Below are 16,183 nucleotides of genomic sequence, written 5' to 3' on the forward strand. Positions count from 1 at the left end.
TCAAAAGGAAGGTGACTAATGCGTATTGATCGTTTAACCAGCAAATTGCAGTTGGCTTTATCTGACTCTCAATCCTTGGCGGTGGGCCTTGACCACCCGGCCATCGAGCCTGCGCACTTGATGCAGGCGCTTCTGGAGCAGCAAGGTGGTTCTATCAAGCCCTTGCTGATGCAGGTGGGCTTTGACGTCAACAGCCTGCGCAAGGAGTTGAGCAAAGAGCTCGACCAACTGCCGAAAATCCAAAACCCTACCGGCGACGTGAACATGTCGCAGGACTTGGCGCGCCTGCTTAACCAGGCGGATCGTCTGGCCCAGCAGAAAGGTGACCAGTTCATCTCCAGCGAACTGGTGCTGCTCGCCGCGATGGACGACAACAGCAAGCTTGGCAAATTGTTGCTGGGCCAGGGCGTGAGTAAGAAAGCCTTGGAAAACGCCATCAACAACCTGCGTGGCGGCGAAGCGGTGAATGACCCCAACCATGAGGAGTCGCGCCAGGCCCTGGATAAATACACCGTCGACCTGACCAAGCGCGCCGAAGAAGGCAAGCTTGACCCGGTGATTGGCCGTGACGACGAAATTCGTCGCACTATCCAAGTGCTGCAACGCCGCACCAAGAACAACCCGGTGCTGATCGGTGAACCTGGCGTGGGTAAAACCGCGATTGCCGAAGGCTTGGCCCAACGCATCATTAATGGTGAAGTGCCGGACGGCCTTAAAGGCAAGCGCCTGCTGTCTTTGGACATGGGCTCGCTGATCGCCGGTGCCAAGTTCCGTGGCGAGTTCGAAGAGCGCCTGAAATCCCTGCTCAATGAGCTGTCGAAGCAGGACGGGCAGATCATTCTGTTTATCGACGAACTGCACACCATGGTCGGCGCCGGTAAGGGCGAAGGCTCGATGGACGCGGGCAACATGCTCAAGCCAGCCCTGGCTCGGGGTGAGTTGCATTGCGTTGGTGCGACCACGCTCAACGAATACCGCCAGTACATTGAAAAGGACGCAGCCCTTGAGCGTCGTTTCCAGAAAGTACTGGTGGAAGAACCGAGTGAAGAAGACACCATCGCGATCCTGCGTGGCCTGAAAGAACGCTATGAGGTCCACCATAAGGTGGCGATCACTGACGGCGCGATCATTGCGGCGGCCAAATTGAGCCATCGCTATATCACTGACCGTCAGTTGCCGGACAAGGCCATTGACCTGATCGACGAAGCGGCCAGCCGCATTCGCATGGAGATCGACTCCAAGCCGGAAGTGCTCGACCGCCTGGATCGGCGCCTGATTCAACTGAAAGTCGAATCCCAGGCACTGAAGAAGGAAGAGGACGAGGCGGCGAAGAAACGCCTGGAAAAACTCCAGGAAGAAATCCTGCGCTTGGAGCGTGAGTATTCAGACCTCGAGGAGATCTGGACCTCGGAAAAAGCCGAAGTGCAGGGTTCTGCGCAGATCCAGCAAAAAATCGAGCAGTCCCGTCAGGAACTGGAAGCGGCACGCCGTAAAGGCGACCTGAACCGCATGGCTGAGTTGCAGTACGGGGTTATCCCGGACCTGGAGCGCAGCCTGCAAATGGTCGATCAGCACGGTAAAAGCGAGAACCAGTTGCTGCGCAGCAAGGTGACGGAGGAAGAAATCGCCGAAGTCGTCTCGAAGTGGACCGGCATCCCCGTGTCGAAAATGCTCGAAGGTGAGCGCGACAAACTGCTGAAAATGGAAAGCCTGTTGCACCAGCGCGTTATTGGCCAGGAAGAGGCGGTGGTGGCGGTGTCCAACGCGGTACGCCGTTCCCGGGCCGGCTTGTCCGACCCGAACCGTCCGAGCGGCTCGTTCATGTTCCTCGGCCCGACCGGCGTGGGTAAGACCGAGCTGTGCAAGGCCTTGGCCGAGTTCCTCTTTGATACCGAAGAGGCCATGGTGCGGATCGATATGTCCGAATTCATGGAGAAACACTCGGTGGCGCGCTTGATTGGTGCCCCACCAGGCTATGTGGGCTACGAGGAGGGCGGTTACCTGACCGAAGCCGTGCGGCGCAAGCCTTACTCGGTGATCTTGCTGGACGAGGTCGAGAAGGCCCACCCGGATGTGTTCAACATCTTGCTGCAGGTGCTGGAAGATGGCCGCTTGACGGACAGCCACGGGCGTACCGTGGATTTTCGCAACACGGTGATCGTGATGACCTCCAACCTGGGCTCCTCGCAAATCCAGGAACTGGTCGGCGATCGTGAGGCGCAGCGTGCTGCGGTCATGGATGCGCTGACCTCGCACTTCCGCCCGGAATTTATCAACCGGGTCGATGAAGTGGTGATCTTCGAGCCTTTGGCGCGGGATCAGATCGCGGGCATCACCGAGATCCAGTTGGGCCGCCTGCGCAGCCGCCTGGCCGAGCGCGAACTCGACCTGGAGCTGAGCAGCGAGGCGTTGGACAAGCTGATCGCGGTGGGTTACGACCCGGTGTATGGCGCACGGCCTCTCAAACGTGCGATTCAGCGCTGGATAGAGAACCCGCTGGCGCAGTTGATCTTGTCGGGCAGCTTCATGCCGGGGACCAGCGTCGCGGCCACGGTGGAAAACGACGAAATCGTCTTCCACTGAGCCCAGCCTGTATGGCGATAAGAGGAGGCCCCGCATTGCGGGGCCTTTTTTTTCGATAGGGCGTTGAACTGTAAGGCAAAGGCTTGTAAAGTGCGCCCCGCAGCAACGTCAGCCCACGGGTTTCTTCTCCCCAAGAAGAAATCAGAAAGAAGCGCAAATCATTGTCTTAAAAGCAATTTAAAGGGTTGACAGGGGTTTTTAAGATTGTAGAATAGCGCGCCTCAGAGACATGAACGTAGCGATACGGACGGGTCGAAGAGAAGGTTACAAAGCGGTAAAAGTTGTACATTTGAAATATGTAGTTCCGTGATAGCTCAGTCGGTAGAGCAAATGACTGTTAATCATTGGGTCCCAGGTTCGAGTCCTGGTCACGGAGCCAATTTCAAAACCGGGGTATAGCGCAGTCCGGTAGCGCGCCTGCTTTGGGAGCAGGATGTCAGGAGTTCGAATCCCCTTACCCCGACCATTTTTGGGTCGTTAGCTCAGTTGGTAGAGCAGTTGGCTTTTAACCAATTGGTCGTAGGTTCGAATCCCACACGACCCACCATTTTTGAGACCAGTTAACGCTGGAATCGAATCTTAAGATCAGAGGCCAAAAGCACTGATCGAAGAAGGCGACTGAAAGGTCGCCTTTTTTTTACCGGGGTATAGCGCAGTCCGGTAGCGCGCCTGCTTTGGGAGCAGGATGTCAGGAGTTCGAATCCCCTTACCCCGACCATATTAAAAATCCTCGTATCGAAAGATACGGGGATTTTTTTTGCCCGTTGGTTGGCCTGCTTGTGCGAATTCCAAACAAATATTGTGCTGATTAGTGCGTTGGTGCAAAGTCAAAAAAATCCCCCTATCGCTCGATAGGGGGATTTTTTTGTGGCCATTCAGTCGATCAGTGCAGCTTGAGCCGAGGCTCAGTCCCGCGCCCAATCTTGCTGCCCAGCATCAGCATCGCCGTGCGGAAAAAACCGTACAGCGCCATCTGGTGCATGCGGTACAGCGACACATAGAACATCCGCGCCAGCCAGCCTTCGAGCATCACGCTGCCAGTCAAATTGCCCATCAAGTTACCCACCGCGGAGAACCGCGACAGCGAGATCAGCGAACCGTAGTCGGTGTACTTGTAGGACGGCAGGTCCTTGCCTTCAATGCGCAGCTTCAGCGACTTGGCCAGCAACGAAGCCTGCTGGTGAGCGGCCTGGGCGCGTGGTGGCACATTGCGGTCGGTGCCCGGTTGCGGGCAGGCGGCGCAGTCGCCAAAGGCGAAGATGTTCTCGTCGCGAGTGGTCTGCAGCGTTGGGAGCACTTGAAGCTGGTTGATGCGGTTGGTTTCCAGGCCATCGATATCCTTGAGGAAACCTGGCGCGCGAATCCCTGCGGCCCACACCTTCAGGCTGGCAGGGATGACCTGGCCGCTGCTGGTGATCAGCGCGTCGGCGGTCACTTCGCTGACCGCTGAGTTGGTCAGCACGGTGACGCCGAGTTTCTCCAGGGTTTTATGCACCGGCCCGCCAATTCGCTCCGGCAGCGCAGGCAATACCCGTGGGCCAGCCTCGATCAGGGTGATGTGCATGTTTTCCGGTTTGATCCGGTCCAGGCCATACGCCGCCAGCTCATGGGCGGCGTTATGCAGCTCGGCGGCAAGTTCAACACCGGTGGCACCGGCACCGACGATGGCGACGCTGATCTGCTCAATGGTATCGGTCTGCCCGGCATGGGCGCGCAGATAGTGGTTGAGCAACTGCTGGTGAAAGCGCTCGGCTTGTTTGCGCGTGTCGAGGAACAGGCAGTGTTGCGCCGCGCCTTCGGTGCCGAAGTCATTGGTGGTGCTACCGACCGCGATCACCAGGCTGTCGTAGCCCAGCACGCGCGCAGGCACCAGTTCGCGGCCTTCTTCATCAAGGGTGGCGGCCAGCTGGATTTTCTTCTGTTCACGGTCAAGCCCGCTCATGCGCCCCAGCTGGAACTCGAAGTGGTTCCATTTGGCTTGGGCGACATAATTGAGTTCGTCTTCCGAAGAATTCAGCGAACCGGCCGCCACTTCATGCAGCAGCGGCTTCCAGATATGGGTCAGGTTGGCGTCCACCAGCGTGATGCTGGCGGTGCCGCGCTTGCCCAGAGTCTTACCCAGGCGGGTAGCCAACTCCAGGCCGCCGGCGCCGCCGCCGACGATAATAATACGATGGGTCATGGGGATATCTCGCAAGGCTAAAAGAAATCGGAGCAGTTACCCCCGCGAGCGCCAGGCAGCTCATAGCGTCAGGTAACTCAAAAGGCGGCTCAGCAGACCGAGCCCGATCACCACTACCAGCACCACACCAAGGAGCAGCCACGGCCGGAAAGGCTTGCGCTCGACTTGGTTCTGGGAGAGTTGCAGGTACTCTTCGACATGCTGTTGGTCATCGGGGTTCAGGCGGCTGGTCATAAAGGCCTCGTCAGATAGACGTTGCAAAAGGGCGCCACGTTACAGTCAGGGGGTTGGCGGTATTGCCACAAGCGTAGCCTGTACCCGAGTCACAAGCTGATGCCCACGTCGAATACTATGCTGCGCCCCAGGTTGTTGCGCAAGAAATCCGGTGCGTCGGGGTGGGCGAACAGTACCCGGGCAAAGGTCGGCCCTACCAGGGACAACGAGCGCCAGCCCTGGCGCAGGTATTCGGTGGGGGGCGGGAAGTGGCTGTTGAGGTCCAGCACTTCGCGTTTGAGGCTGGTGAAGGCGATGAGGTCCAACTCGCCCAGGTCCATACCGCGCTCTTTGTAGTTATGCGCTTTTTTGCGCAGCGTCGGTGCCAGGCGCAGTAGGAACTCATGGGCCGGAATGCGCCGCGGCTTGGCCTCGCGGCGTACCAGTTGGCTCAGGGAAAACGCACTGCGTCGGCGCAGCAGTTCATCGCGCCATTCGTCGTTCAGGCGTCGGCCTTCATCCAGCACGAAAAACACCTCAAAACTGGCGTCGCGAAACAGCACATCCGGCGGCTCTTGACCGGCGGCATGAAACTCTTCGGCGCGGTAGGGCACATTCAAGCCTTGCAGCAGGCGCTGGCAGACCCAACGCTCACGCTCCCATTTGCGGGCATTGGACAGGAACGCATTGGCTTGTTCGGCCGCTACGGTGAGCAGGCGCAAATAATCTGAGTCATCCATATTTGCAGCTTAGCGTTCAAATGATGACCGCAGGAAGTCTTGCTTTAAAAGGCCGGTGTAGACTGGCTACTCGACCATCATCCAAACCAAGGAGTAAGCAGTGAAGTTTTTCGCAGTGCTGTTTCTAAGCCTTTACTGCAGCCGCTGAACTGCGCCAGGCCCTGGAGCAGGTGAAGCCGTGATCAGCGCCGCCGTGCTGGCGCCGGAAACCCTCAGCGTCGGCTGGCTGTTGTATGCGCCGGTGGTGATGTGGGCAATCCTGCGCTCACCCTGGGTTGAGCTGTTTGCCGACCGACGGCGCCAGCATCTGCTGTTCGGTACGGTGTTTGCGCTGTTCATGTTGTGGCTGGTGCGGCGGGATTTTGATACGGGCGTTTCTTACCATTTTATTGGCATGACCGCTGTGACCCTGCTGCTCGATTGGCCTCTGGCAATCGTCGGCGGGTTGGCTGCGCAGTTCGGTCTGGTGCTGCTGGGGCGCTAGGACTTGGCCGCCGTTGGCGTCAATGGCCTGCTGCTGATTGTGTTGCCGGTGCTGGTCACGGAGGCCTGCGCAGTGCTGGTTGAGCGGGCGCAACCACGCAATCCCTTTGTGTATATCTTCTGCTCGGGTTTTTTTGCCGCCGCGCTGTCGGCGCTGCTCTGCCTGTTGGCCGCATTGGGCCTGCTGTGGTTCGACGGCCGTTTCGCAATGCCGGAATGGCTGGAGGATTTTGTCGGTTACCTGTGGCTGATCATCTTCCCCGAAGCCTTTATCAACGGCATGGTCGTCAGCGCCCTGGTGGTGTTCTGCCCTGAATGGTTGGAGACCTTTAACCGCACGCGCTACTTGTCGGCGCCGTGGAAGGATGACGATTCGCGGCGTTGATCCAGATCAAATCCCGGGCACCTGCGCAGGCCCATGCTTTGCGAAAATCTTGAAGGGGCTTTAGGCATGAGTGTGTACGAATGGGCACGGCAGGAGTTGCGCAGAAGTCAGGACGCTGCACAGGAAATCGGTTTTGACCCAGGCTTGACCCTGCGCGCCATGCTCAGTGCGGTGGTGCAGCAGAGCAAGGGCGTACGCAGTTTTGAAGACTTGGCCGACGAGCTGCAATACCTTGCAGAGAACCTCGACGACCAGCAGGAATACGCCTTTATGCGGCCTTAGTGGCGCGGCGGCAGGTCTTCGGAGAACAGGTCGTCCTCGGCATCCGGGCTGACCGGAATCTTGTGCTCTTCCGACGCCCAGGCGCCCAGGTCGATAAGTTTGCAACGGTCCGAGCAGAACGGCCGGTTGGCGTTGTCTGTTTTCCATTCCACGGGTGCACCGCAGGTTGGGCAGTCGACGGTCTTAGGTTGGCTCATGATCGGCCTCCACGCAAAGTAAGGTAAAAGTGGTGCAGTCGCTCGACCTCGCTGTGCAGCCAGGCAAGGTCCTGGTCATTGACCAGCACGTCATCGGCATGGTTCAGGCGGTCTTCACGGCTGGACTGAGCCTTCAGAATCGCCTGCACCTGCTGTTCGCTGATGCCGTCGCGCTGCAGGGTACGCTGAATCTGCAGTGATTGCGGCACGTCGATCACCAGGATGCGCTGGGTCATGCTGTTCTGGCCGGATTCGATCAGCAGCGGTGATACCAGGATCGCGTAAGGCGACCGAGCGCGGGCCAGGTGGCTGCGAATTTCCTCACCGATCAGCGGGTGCAGCAGGGCTTCCAGCCAGCGGCGCTCTTCGGGCACCTCAAAGATCAGGTTGCGCAACGCCGCGCGGTCCAATTGGCCGTCGGGCAGCAGCACGCCTGCACCGAAGTGCTCAGCGATGCGCGCCAGGGCCGGCCGGCCGGGTTCGACCACCCAGCGGGCGGCATGGTCGGCGTCGACCAGGTCAATGCCCAGGTCGACAAAGTGCTGGGCGGCCGCGCTTTTACCGCTGCCGATGCCGCCGGTGAGGCCAAGAATCCAAGGTGTTGCAACAGAAGTGGTCATCTGAAACCGACAGACTGCAAATAGAAGTCGGTTATTTGACCACCCCAGAGCAATGCAATCCAGCCGGCAATCGCCAGGCACGGACCAAACGGCATCGGTAACGACGCCTGGGGCTTGCGCAAGCGCATCAGGGTCAACCCGGCGAGCACCCCGAGCAGCGATGACATCAGCAGCGTCATCGGCAGGATCTGCCAACCACCCCAGGCGCCGAGCAGGGCCAATAACTTGAAGTCGCCATAGCCCATGCCGTCCTTGCCGGTGATCATCTTGAACAGCCAGAACACCGTCCACAGGCTCATATAGCCGATCACCGCGCCCCATAGCGCATCGGGCAGCGTCGCCAGCATGTCGGCACTGTTGAGGATCAACCCCAGCCATAACAGCGGCAGCACCAGAACGTCGGGCAGCAGTTGATGATCCACATCGATCAGGCTCATCGCCAGCAACCCCCAGCTCAGCAACATCACCGCACCTGCTTGCCAGCCGAAGCCGAAATGCCAGGCGACCGTCGCCGAGATCAGCGCGCAGGCAAGCTCCGTGAAGGGGTAGCGCGCACCGATCGGCTCACGACACTGGGCGCAGCGCCCTCTGAGCAGCAGATAGCTGAGCAGCGGGATATTTTCCCACGGGCGAATCGGCTGTTTGCATTGCGGGCAGCAGGAATTGGGGTGCATCAAGTTGTAAGTCGGGCCCGCCGGGTCGGCAGGTAAGCCGAGCACCTCTTGGGCCTGGGCGCGCCATTCGCGCTCGAGCATCTTCGGCAGGCGCCACACCAGCACGTTGAGGAAACTGCCGACGATCAAGCCCAGTACCAGCGCCATCCCAACGAAGACCCAAGGTTGCTCGCTCAGCAGCAGGCTCAAAATGCCGACCCCAATTGGAACACCGGCAGGTACATGGCGATGACTAACGCGCCGACAATGCCGCCCAGTACCACCATGATCAGTGGCTCCATCAGGCTGGTGAGGTTGTCGACCAGATTTTCCACGTCGGACTCAAAGTGATTGGCGACTTTTTCCAGCATGCGGTCCAGCGTGCCCGACTCTTCACCGATCGCGGTCATCTGGATCGCCATACTGGGAAACAGCCCGCTGCCGGCCATGGATTGATGCAACTGCATGCCTGTGGATACATCGTGACGCATATGCTCGATCGCCTGTTTGAACAACCCATTGCCCACCGCGCCTGCTACCGAGTCCAGCGCCTGCACCAAAGGCACACCTGCTGCGAAGGTGGTCGAGAGTGTGCGGGCATAACGGGCGACGGCGGTTTTTTTCAGCAGTGTGCCTGCCAGGGGCGTGTTCAACAAACCTGCGTCCAACCAGTGGCGAAAACCAGGAGAGGCTCGGTAGGCCTGGCGCAAGCTTGCAAATGTAGCGCCCAGGCCCAGCACGAGCATCCACCAGGCCTGCTGCAGGAATTCGGACAGGACGATGACGGCCAAGGTAAACCCGGGGAGTTTGCCGTCGACCCCGGCAAACAGGATCTGGAACTGCGGCACTACATGAATCAGCAGGATGCTGCTGACCACGCACGCGACCACGATCACCGCGATGGGGTAGGTCATGGCCTTTTTGATTCGCGCCTTGAGCTGTTGGCTTTTTTCCAGGTGCACCGCCACCCGCTCCAGCAGGGTTTCCAGGGCGCCGGCTTGTTCCCCGGCAGCCACCAGGTTGCAATACAGGTCATCGAAGTAACGCGGTTGCTTGCGCAGTGCCGCCGCCAGGTTGTTGCCGGCAGCGATTTCCTGTTTCAAACCCTTTACCAGTTCGCGCATCAGGCGGTTGTCGAAGCCTTCGCGGATAATGTCGAAGGCTTGCAGCAGCGGTATGCCAGCCTTCAGCAAAGTCGCCAGTTGGCGAGTGAACAGCGCAATATCGGCGGGTTTTATCGGCGGGGCGAAGCTCGGCAGGCGCGTGGTTTTCTTGCGCACGCGGCCGGGGAAGATTCCTTGTTGGCGCAACTGCGCCTTGATCAGCGCCAGGTCATGGCCGACGGTTTGCCCGGACACCCTGCGCCCTTTGCGGTTGATGCCTTCCCAGGCGTAGATCGTTGCAGCGTCATTCATGTCACGTTTCCGCACGCGGGTGGTTGAAGATTTATAGCTTAGTCAGGTCATGGATTCGGACAGGCCGGTGGCGAAGGATAAAATGTCAGATTGTGCGTCTTGCACGCGATTGGTTGCCCACGGATGAGTACACTGGCGCCGTTGCACAACGCGAGGCGCAGGACGCGCCTTGGTATGGGTTCTATATCTGGAGAGTGAATGTGATGCGTCAGAAAGGCTTTACCTTGATCGAGTTGTTGATCGTCGTGGCAATCATCGGCATTTTGGCAACCATCGGTTTGCCCATGTACACCAATAACCAGGCCAAGGCCAAGTTCACGGCGGGGTTGGCTGAAATCTCCGCGTTGAAGGCCGGTTTCGAAGATACCTTCAACCAAGGCACTGTGCCGACCCTGGCCTTGATCGGTGGCACCAGCCCCACCGCCAATTGCAAGATTGACGTGGCAGGCGATGTGGCGACTGGCGTCGGTTCCATCAGCTGTGAAATCCTCGATGCACCGGCGCCCGTGCAAGGCAAGACCATCACCTTGACGCGCAGCGCCACCACGGGCTGGAAGTGTGCCACTACGGCTGATGCGCAATACATCGCCAAGGGCTGCGGCGCCGACGGGGCCTAGCGGCTGCTGGGCGGCATGCGAGTTAGTTGCTGCCCGCCCAATGCGGTGCTAGCTTTAGCCCACTGCCCGTGTAGCTCAGCCGGTAGAGCAGCGCACTCGTAACGCGAAGGTCGCAGGTTCGATTCCTGTCTCGGGCACAAAGGCAACACTGTTTCAAAGGCAACGTTTTCAGATGATCCCAGAATGGTTCTGAAGGCCAGACGAGCCGGCATTCGTGCCCGCTCTTTCGTATCTGCGCAACCTTGATGACCCAGATGCATCCCCATTCCTCGATCTAAGAGAACAACATGACCACATCAGAGATGACCCAGGAAGCGCGGCACGAAGCAGCCCTCAAAAAGTACGTCGCGGAGTCGCCGGAACTGCTGCATGAGATCAAGGACCTGAGCGCCGATGATCAAAAGGACCAGATCAAATGGGCATTTGAGGATGAGGCTGAGGCCCAGGGCCTGCAGCCATGGGAGCTGAGCCTCAAGTACACCTCCACCCCTGAAGAGTTCGAGGCGGCGCGACTGGCCTTGCACAAGGAGGCTGCCGAGGTGCTGGGTGTCGACTGGAACGAGTATTGCGGGATGAATAATCTCGCGATCTAAGCACTAAGCCTGCAACGAGCTTGTTGTGGAGGCCGCAAATTTCGGTCATGCGCCTCAGATACTGAGGCGCATCGACAAATCCACCGCCTTCACATCCTTGGTCATCGCACCGATGGAGATGTAATCCACCCCGGTTTCAGCGATGGGCAGCAGGGTGGTTTCATTGATCCCGCCGCTTGCTTCCAGCTTGGCCTTGCCGGCGTTCAGGCGCACGGCCTCACGCATGTCATCCAGGCTCAACTCGTCGAGCATGATGATATCGGCACCCGCCGCCAGTGCTTCGCGCAGTTCATCCAGGCTTTCCACTTCGATTTCCACCGGCTTGCCCGGGGCGATTTTGTGGGCGGCCGAAATCGCCTGGGCAATACCGCCACAGGCGGCGATATGGTTTTCCTTGATCAGGAACGCGTCATACAAACCGATGCGATGGTTGTGGCAGCCGCCGCAGGTGACTGCGTACTTCTGCGCTAGGCGCAGGCCTGGCAGGGTTTTGCGGGTGTCCAGCAACTTGACCTGGGTCGTGGCGACAAAATCCGCCAAGTAGTGGGCGCGGGTGGCGACGCCTGACAGCATCTGCAGAAAATTCAGTGCGCAGCGTTCGCCACTCAGCAGCGAACGGGCCGGGCCTTCCAGATGGAACAGCGCCTGGTTGGGGCTGACGCGCTCACCGTCGGCCACCTGCCAATGCACCGCGACCCGAGGGTCGAGCTGGCGGAAGACGGCGTCCACCCAGGCAGTACCGGCGATAACGGCGGCATCACGAGTAATGATCGTGGCCTTGGCCAGTCGTTCGGCGGGGATCAATTGCGCAGTGATATCGCCGCTGCCGATGTCTTCCAGCAGTGCACGGCGCACGTTGGCTTCGATTTCGGCGGTAAGGTCGGCAAGACGGAGATTCGGCATAACAGGCTCCACAAACAAGGTGCCTCGATTATAGGGGCTGTGCGCCTTTGAACCCAGGCTCCCCACTCATTTACACCGCAATGGCAGAGTTTGCTGGCGCAACTACCCTCGTTTGCAAGATAATCTCGCGCCTTGCAATTGGCGTCATAGCTTTGACGTCTTGGTGGTAACCGGCTTTTGCAGCCCAATTGGACCTGTCGCCGATTTTTCCCCACCCCAACATCGCCGTTTCAGGAGGCCAGGATGCACATTGACGGAAAGGTGGTGCCTATCAACAAGGCACAGGCCACGCCATCCCCGCTCGCGCGCCTGCCGGTGGTGTTGATGCAGGTTCGCGACAAGGCTGCCCAACAGTTGCAGCAAGGCTTGCAGGAGCTGTTCGATAACGCCGACGACACCCTGTTCGAAATGGCCGACAAGGCCCGCAGTAATGTTGACCATCACATTTTCTTTGAAGCCATGCGCGACTTGCGCCTCAAGCGTAAGAACTTCGAACGCGTATTCATGGAGCAACTGTTCGCCGCCTTCGCCAATCTGGGCCCCAGCGGGCCGGGCGAGCCGCACCTGGTGCCGGTAGTGTCCTACGAGGCGGCGCCCGGCACGTCCAGCGATGCCCTGGAAAAAGCCGTTGCACTGGAGGCCATGCTGGGCCGGGTGCGGCACCGCGATGGCCTGGCGCTGGGGCAACTGACTGCACGCTTGGGCACGGTGCTCGGCAAGCCCCTGGACGAGCGAGATAACCCATTGGGCCCGGCGCTGCTTTGTGAGTTCTTTTTGCGCGCGGGGCGCAGCTTGGGGGTGGAGATCCGCGTCAAGCTGATCATGCTCAAGCTGTTTGAAAAGTACGTGCTCAGCGACGCCGATCAACTGTTCGGCGAAGCCAACCAGTTGCTGGTTGCCACCGGGGTGCTGCCTGAACTCAAGGCGGTGCCGTCACGTCGGCCCGGCGGGCGTGCGGCGCGCGAACAACAGCAAGAAGGCAGCCTGCCCAGCATCGACCCGCCGCTGGATGAAAACGGCCAGGAAGCCTTCGCCGCGTTGCAAAAGTTGCTGGCGGCGGTACGTGGCAGTGTAGCGCCCACCCTTGAGGCCTGCGCCGAGCCGCAACCCATTGCCACCCGCGACCTGCTGCGCCTGCTCTCCCATTTGCAACAATACGTGCCGGAACCCGAGGCCGAAGACGACTTTGACCTGCGCAACCAGCTTGGGCAGTTGTTGACCCGGGTCAGCGTCAAGAGTGGCAAATCCCGTGTTGTGGAAGACGCCGATGAGGATGTGATCAACCTGATCGCGCTGCTGTTCGATTTCATCCTTAACGACCGTACCGTGCCGGATGCCTTCAAGGGCTTGATTGCCCGCTTGCAGATCCCGATGCTGAAAGTCGCGGTGCTGGACAAAAGTTTCCTCAGCCGTAGCAATCACCCAGCGCGGCGGTTGCTCAACGAGATCGCGGCTGCCGCCATGGGTTGGAGCCCGCACGCGGACTATCAGCGTGACGGCCTGTACCTGCAGATCGAGCAAGTGGTGCAGTGCTTGCTGAATGACTTCGTCGAAGACCTGGCGATTTTTTCCCAACTGCTGGCGCAGTTCAGTGCGTTTACCTTGGATGAACGCCGCCGTAGCGAGCTGCTTGAACAGCACACCCGCGAAGCCGAAGAAGGGCGTGTGCGCACGCAAGCCGCCCGTGAGCGTGTGGCTGACCTGCTTAACCGGCGCTTGCTCGGCAAGGTGTTGCCGCAATCCGTGGTGGAGTTTCTGCAGCAGGCCTGGAGCCAGGTGCTGTTGTTGGCCAGCCTCAAGCAAGGCGAACAGTCGGTGCAGTGGCAGTCGGCAGTACGGACCATGGACGAGCTGATCTGGAGTGTGGGCCTGCAGAAAGACACCGAGGCCGGGCGGCACCTGCTGGAGCAACTGCCTGGGTTGCTCACGGCGTTGCGCAACGGCTTGACCCGCGCGGCGTTCGATTCCTTCAGCACCCGTGAGTTTTTTGTGCGCTTGCAGGCCATGCATGTTCAATCGTGCGAAGGCGAGCCCCTTGATGTGCTGATCAAGGTGCGTGAGCCGTTTTCATTCGGTGCCGTGTTGCCTGACGCCATGGAAGGCCTGCCCAGCGATGACCCGGACCTGCTCAAGGCTCATCAACTGCGCATTGGCGGCTGGGTTGAGTTCCAGCAAGAGGCAGTCGCCACCCTGCGATGCAAGCTGACGGCGATCATGGCACCGGCCAACCGCTATATTTTTGTCAGCCGTACCGGGCTCAAAGTCCTGGACAAAACCGCCGGCCAATTGGCCATGGCGTTCAAGCGCGGCGCGCTGCGCACCTTGGACGATGGGTTGCTGTTCGACCGCGCGTTGGCGTGCGTAGTGGGTAACCTGCGTCAACTCAATCGCGGCAAGTGATCGCAACCGCAGGGCTGAACGCGGCATACTGGTGATACCTCGTCTCATTCAAGGAACCTGTATGCAGTTGGACCCCACCAGCGGTTGGTGCCAGGGCATTCGTCATTGCCCTTCGCCCAACCACAACGAGCGCCCCGCAGGCGAAATCTCACTGTTGGTGGTGCATAACATCAGTTTGCCACCGGCGCAGTTTGCCACCGGCAAGGTGCATGAGTTTTTCCAGAATCGCCTGGATGTCACGGAACATCCCTACTTTGAAGGCATTGCCGACCTACGGGTATCTGCGCATTTTCTGATTGAACGCGACGGTACCGTGACGCAATTTGTATCGTGCCTGGACCGCGCCTGGCATGCCGGGATATCCAGCTTTGGGGGGCGTGAAGTCTGCAACGACTTCTCTTTAGGCATCGAGCTGGAAGGGACCGATGAGCTACCGTTTACCGAGGCCCAATATGCATCCCTGATCGACCTGGCCCGCCAGCTGCTGGTGGCGTATCCGGACATTACCCAGCAGCGTATTTGTGGCCACAGTGATATCGCCCCGGGACGCAAGACTGACCCGGGCCAGGCTTTTGATTGGACGCGCTTTCGCAGCGCCCTGCAGGATGGAGGACACGCACGATGAGTTTCCTGGTGTTAGTGCTGGCGGTCTGGATCGAGAAGTTTTCGGCCCTGCGTCGGCGGTTGCAGCGTGACGGTGGATGGCTGCGTGAGCTGGCCAAGCTGGAATCTAGCGCGCGCATGGGCAAGCGGCCCTGGTTGATTTTAGTACTGCTGGTGTTGTTGCCGGTGGCCTTGCTAGCCCTGTTGCTGATGGTGCTGGAGCCGGTGGCTTATGGCCTGTTGGCGCTGCCGGTGCACTTGCTGGTGGTGATTTATAGCCTGGGGCGTGGCGATCTATTGGCCGGGCTTGGACCGTTTCGCGATGCCTGGCGGCGCGGCGATCTGCAGGCCGCCGAACACGTGGCCGAGCGCGACCTGAAGGTGGCGGCCGACAGTGGCGAGCAGCTGCTGGAGCGGGTGCAGGGCCATCTGCTGTGGCAGGCCTATCAAAGCTTTTTCGCGGTGATTTTTTGGTATTTCCTGTTGGGCCCGATCGCCGCACTGGCCTATCGACTGCTGGCGTTGGCCAGCGAGCATAGTCAGAACCCCTTGGTCGCCGAACGTGCCGGGCAGTTGCGCCACGCGTTTGACTGGCTGCCGGTGCGCCTGCTGGCGGCAAGTTTTGCGCTGGTGGGTAATTTTGTTGCGGTCGGTCGGGTGATGCTGCATGAGCTGCTGAGCTGGGACATCAGCGCCGCACAACTGGTGGAGAAGGTTGGCCTGGTGGCCGCTGAAATTCCGGCGCCAGTGGTGGGGGCTGACGGTATCAATAGCCTGGATCGGCTGTGGGAGTTGCTGCTGCGTGCGGCGGTGCTGTGGTATGCCGGGTTTGCTATCTGGACTGTGTTGCCGTAATTAAGCGAACGCGGTCAAAAATGTGGGAGCGGCGGTGCGAGGATTCGACTCGCACCGTCGCTCCCACCGTTGTTTAAAGTCGTTAACCTTACGTTACAAAACTCCCTTTCAAATTGAGCTATACAGACACAGCGCCAAAAGCCCGGTGCCGTCGGCATGATCGTCGATCAGAACCAGCAGATTGCCGCGGCCGTGGAGCAGCAAACCGCCGTCGCCCACGATATCGATCAGAACATCGTCGAAATCAATCGTGCCGGCGAGCATGCGGCCGAAGGTGCGCATCAGACCGAGGCCGCCAGCCGACTGCTATCAATACAGGTCATCGAGTTGAAGCAACTGATTGGGGCGTTTCGCGTGTAGGTCCGGGGCGTAGGAATTTATCCTTGTGTGGTGTGGTGCCCGTCCTGATTTGCCTGTGGATCTTTTCTGAGTGCGTGAAGGGGTGAGAGTTTGTTTCAA

At 59.5% G+C, this 16,183-nt stretch carries 15 protein-coding genes, 5 tRNA genes and 2 pseudogenes; 14 read left to right on the forward strand and 8 right to left on the reverse strand.

What is annotated here, in order from left to right; genetic code table 11:
- Nucleotides 1-18 precede the first annotated feature (18 nt).
- From clpB to GJU48_RS03750, 5 genes are all read left to right on the forward strand, one after another.
- Nucleotides 19-2,583: an ATP-dependent chaperone ClpB gene (gene clpB / locus GJU48_RS03730; protein WP_083360211.1), complete on the forward strand. Its 2,565-nt coding sequence runs from the start codon at nucleotides 19-21 to the stop codon at nucleotides 2,581-2,583.
- A 303-nt stretch (nucleotides 2,584-2,886) separates the two neighbouring features.
- Nucleotides 2,887-2,962: transfer RNA gene (locus GJU48_RS03735), tRNA-Asn, on the forward strand.
- A 10-nt stretch (nucleotides 2,963-2,972) separates the two neighbouring features.
- Nucleotides 2,973-3,049 (forward strand) — tRNA-Pro (locus tag GJU48_RS03740).
- Nucleotides 3,050-3,054: 5 nt separating this feature from the next.
- A tRNA-Lys gene (locus GJU48_RS03745) sits at nucleotides 3,055-3,130 on the forward strand.
- Nucleotides 3,131-3,224: 94 nt separating this feature from the next.
- Nucleotides 3,225-3,301: transfer RNA gene (locus GJU48_RS03750), tRNA-Pro, on the forward strand.
- 165 nt (nucleotides 3,302-3,466) lie between these two features.
- On the opposite strand, the gene GJU48_RS03755 is transcribed toward GJU48_RS03750, so the two are convergent.
- The 3 genes from GJU48_RS03755 to GJU48_RS03765 all read right to left on the reverse strand — a co-directional run bounded on the left by GJU48_RS03755 (nucleotide 3,467) and on the right by GJU48_RS03765 (nucleotide 5,718).
- Nucleotides 3,467-4,765 (reverse strand): NAD(P)/FAD-dependent oxidoreductase, encoded by a 1,299-nt coding sequence (locus tag GJU48_RS03755; protein WP_065900570.1) that lies wholly within the window; start codon nucleotides 4,763-4,765, stop codon nucleotides 3,467-3,469.
- 60 nt (nucleotides 4,766-4,825) lie between these two features.
- The gene (locus tag GJU48_RS03760) at nucleotides 4,826-4,999 is read right to left on the reverse strand and encodes a DUF3094 family protein (protein ID WP_048724181.1); all 174 of its coding nucleotides are present in this window, start codon (nucleotides 4,997-4,999) and stop codon (nucleotides 4,826-4,828) included.
- Nucleotides 5,000-5,088: 89 nt separating this feature from the next.
- A complete protein-coding gene (locus GJU48_RS03765; RefSeq protein WP_083360208.1) occupies nucleotides 5,089-5,718 on the reverse strand; it encodes a DUF1780 domain-containing protein in 630 nt (209 codons plus the stop codon).
- Between the two features lie 178 nt (nucleotides 5,719-5,896).
- Here GJU48_RS03765 and GJU48_RS03770 point away from each other — a divergent pair.
- Nucleotides 5,897-6,586 (forward strand): annotated as a pseudogene (locus GJU48_RS03770) (energy-coupling factor ABC transporter permease).
- Between the two features lie 66 nt (nucleotides 6,587-6,652).
- The gene (locus tag GJU48_RS03775; RefSeq protein WP_003171680.1) at nucleotides 6,653-6,868 is read left to right on the forward strand and encodes a hypothetical protein; all 216 of its coding nucleotides are present in this window, start codon (nucleotides 6,653-6,655) and stop codon (nucleotides 6,866-6,868) included.
- Here the strand turns inward: GJU48_RS03775 and yacG are convergent.
- From yacG to GJU48_RS03795, 4 genes are read right to left on the reverse strand one after another with little or no spacing between them, the layout of a single operon-like run.
- The gene (gene yacG / locus GJU48_RS03780; RefSeq protein ID WP_094948943.1) at nucleotides 6,865-7,065 is read right to left on the reverse strand and encodes a DNA gyrase inhibitor YacG; all 201 of its coding nucleotides are present in this window, start codon (nucleotides 7,063-7,065) and stop codon (nucleotides 6,865-6,867) included. The genes GJU48_RS03775 and yacG overlap by 4 nt on opposite strands.
- Nucleotides 7,062-7,685, reverse strand: a complete 624-nt coding sequence (gene coaE, locus GJU48_RS03785) for a dephospho-CoA kinase (RefSeq protein WP_094948944.1) — start codon at nucleotides 7,683-7,685, stop codon at nucleotides 7,062-7,064. The genes yacG and coaE overlap by 4 nt, the downstream gene beginning before the upstream one ends.
- Nucleotides 7,682-8,548, reverse strand: a complete 867-nt coding sequence (locus GJU48_RS03790) for a prepilin peptidase (RefSeq protein WP_094948945.1) — start codon at nucleotides 8,546-8,548, stop codon at nucleotides 7,682-7,684. Before GJU48_RS03790 ends, coaE begins: the two co-directional genes overlap by 4 nt.
- Nucleotides 8,545-9,753 carry a type II secretion system F family protein gene (locus GJU48_RS03795; RefSeq protein WP_094948946.1) on the reverse strand — a complete coding sequence of 403 codons (1,209 nt, stop codon included), beginning with the start codon at nucleotides 9,751-9,753 and terminating at the stop codon, nucleotides 8,545-8,547. The genes GJU48_RS03790 and GJU48_RS03795 overlap by 4 nt, the downstream gene beginning before the upstream one ends.
- Nucleotides 9,754-9,956: 203 nt before the next feature.
- Between GJU48_RS03795 and GJU48_RS03800 the strand changes: the two genes are divergently transcribed.
- The 3 genes from GJU48_RS03800 to GJU48_RS03810 all read left to right on the forward strand — a co-directional run bounded on the left by GJU48_RS03800 (nucleotide 9,957) and on the right by GJU48_RS03810 (nucleotide 10,963).
- The gene (locus GJU48_RS03800; RefSeq protein WP_094948947.1) at nucleotides 9,957-10,370 is read left to right on the forward strand and encodes a pilin; all 414 of its coding nucleotides are present in this window, start codon (nucleotides 9,957-9,959) and stop codon (nucleotides 10,368-10,370) included.
- A 64-nt stretch (nucleotides 10,371-10,434) separates the two neighbouring features.
- Nucleotides 10,435-10,507, forward strand: a tRNA-Thr gene (locus GJU48_RS03805).
- Nucleotides 10,508-10,657: 150 nt separating this feature from the next.
- Nucleotides 10,658-10,963, forward strand: a complete 306-nt coding sequence (locus tag GJU48_RS03810; RefSeq protein WP_094948948.1) for a DUF6388 family protein — start codon at nucleotides 10,658-10,660, stop codon at nucleotides 10,961-10,963.
- Nucleotides 10,964-11,017: 54 nt separating this feature from the next.
- Here GJU48_RS03810 and nadC read toward each other — a convergent pair whose 3' ends face one another.
- On the reverse strand, nucleotides 11,018-11,866 hold the full coding sequence (nadC, locus tag GJU48_RS03815; protein WP_094948949.1) for a carboxylating nicotinate-nucleotide diphosphorylase: 849 nt from the start codon (nucleotides 11,864-11,866) through the stop codon (nucleotides 11,018-11,020).
- Nucleotides 11,867-12,109: 243 nt separating this feature from the next.
- Here nadC and GJU48_RS03820 point away from each other — a divergent pair, with 243 nt between their 5' ends.
- The 4 genes and pseudogenes from GJU48_RS03820 to GJU48_RS03835 all read left to right on the forward strand — a co-directional run.
- Nucleotides 12,110-14,266: a DUF1631 domain-containing protein gene (locus GJU48_RS03820; protein WP_094948950.1), complete on the forward strand. Its 2,157-nt coding sequence runs from the start codon at nucleotides 12,110-12,112 to the stop codon at nucleotides 14,264-14,266.
- 61 nt (nucleotides 14,267-14,327) lie between these two features.
- Nucleotides 14,328-14,891: a 1,6-anhydro-N-acetylmuramyl-L-alanine amidase AmpD gene (gene ampD / locus GJU48_RS03825; protein ID WP_094948951.1), complete on the forward strand. Its 564-nt coding sequence runs from the start codon at nucleotides 14,328-14,330 to the stop codon at nucleotides 14,889-14,891.
- A complete protein-coding gene (gene ampE / locus GJU48_RS03830; protein ID WP_094948952.1) occupies nucleotides 14,888-15,724 on the forward strand; it encodes a regulatory signaling modulator protein AmpE in 837 nt (278 codons plus the stop codon). The genes ampD and ampE overlap by 4 nt, the downstream gene beginning before the upstream one ends.
- Nucleotides 15,725-15,868: 144 nt before the next feature.
- Nucleotides 15,869-16,084 (forward strand): annotated as a pseudogene (locus GJU48_RS03835) (methyl-accepting chemotaxis protein); the annotation flags it as partial.
- Nucleotides 16,085-16,183 lie beyond the last annotated feature (99 nt).

The organism is Pseudomonas sp. IB20 (assembly GCF_009707325.1).
Lineage (GTDB): Bacteria > Pseudomonadota > Gammaproteobacteria > Pseudomonadales > Pseudomonadaceae > Aquipseudomonas.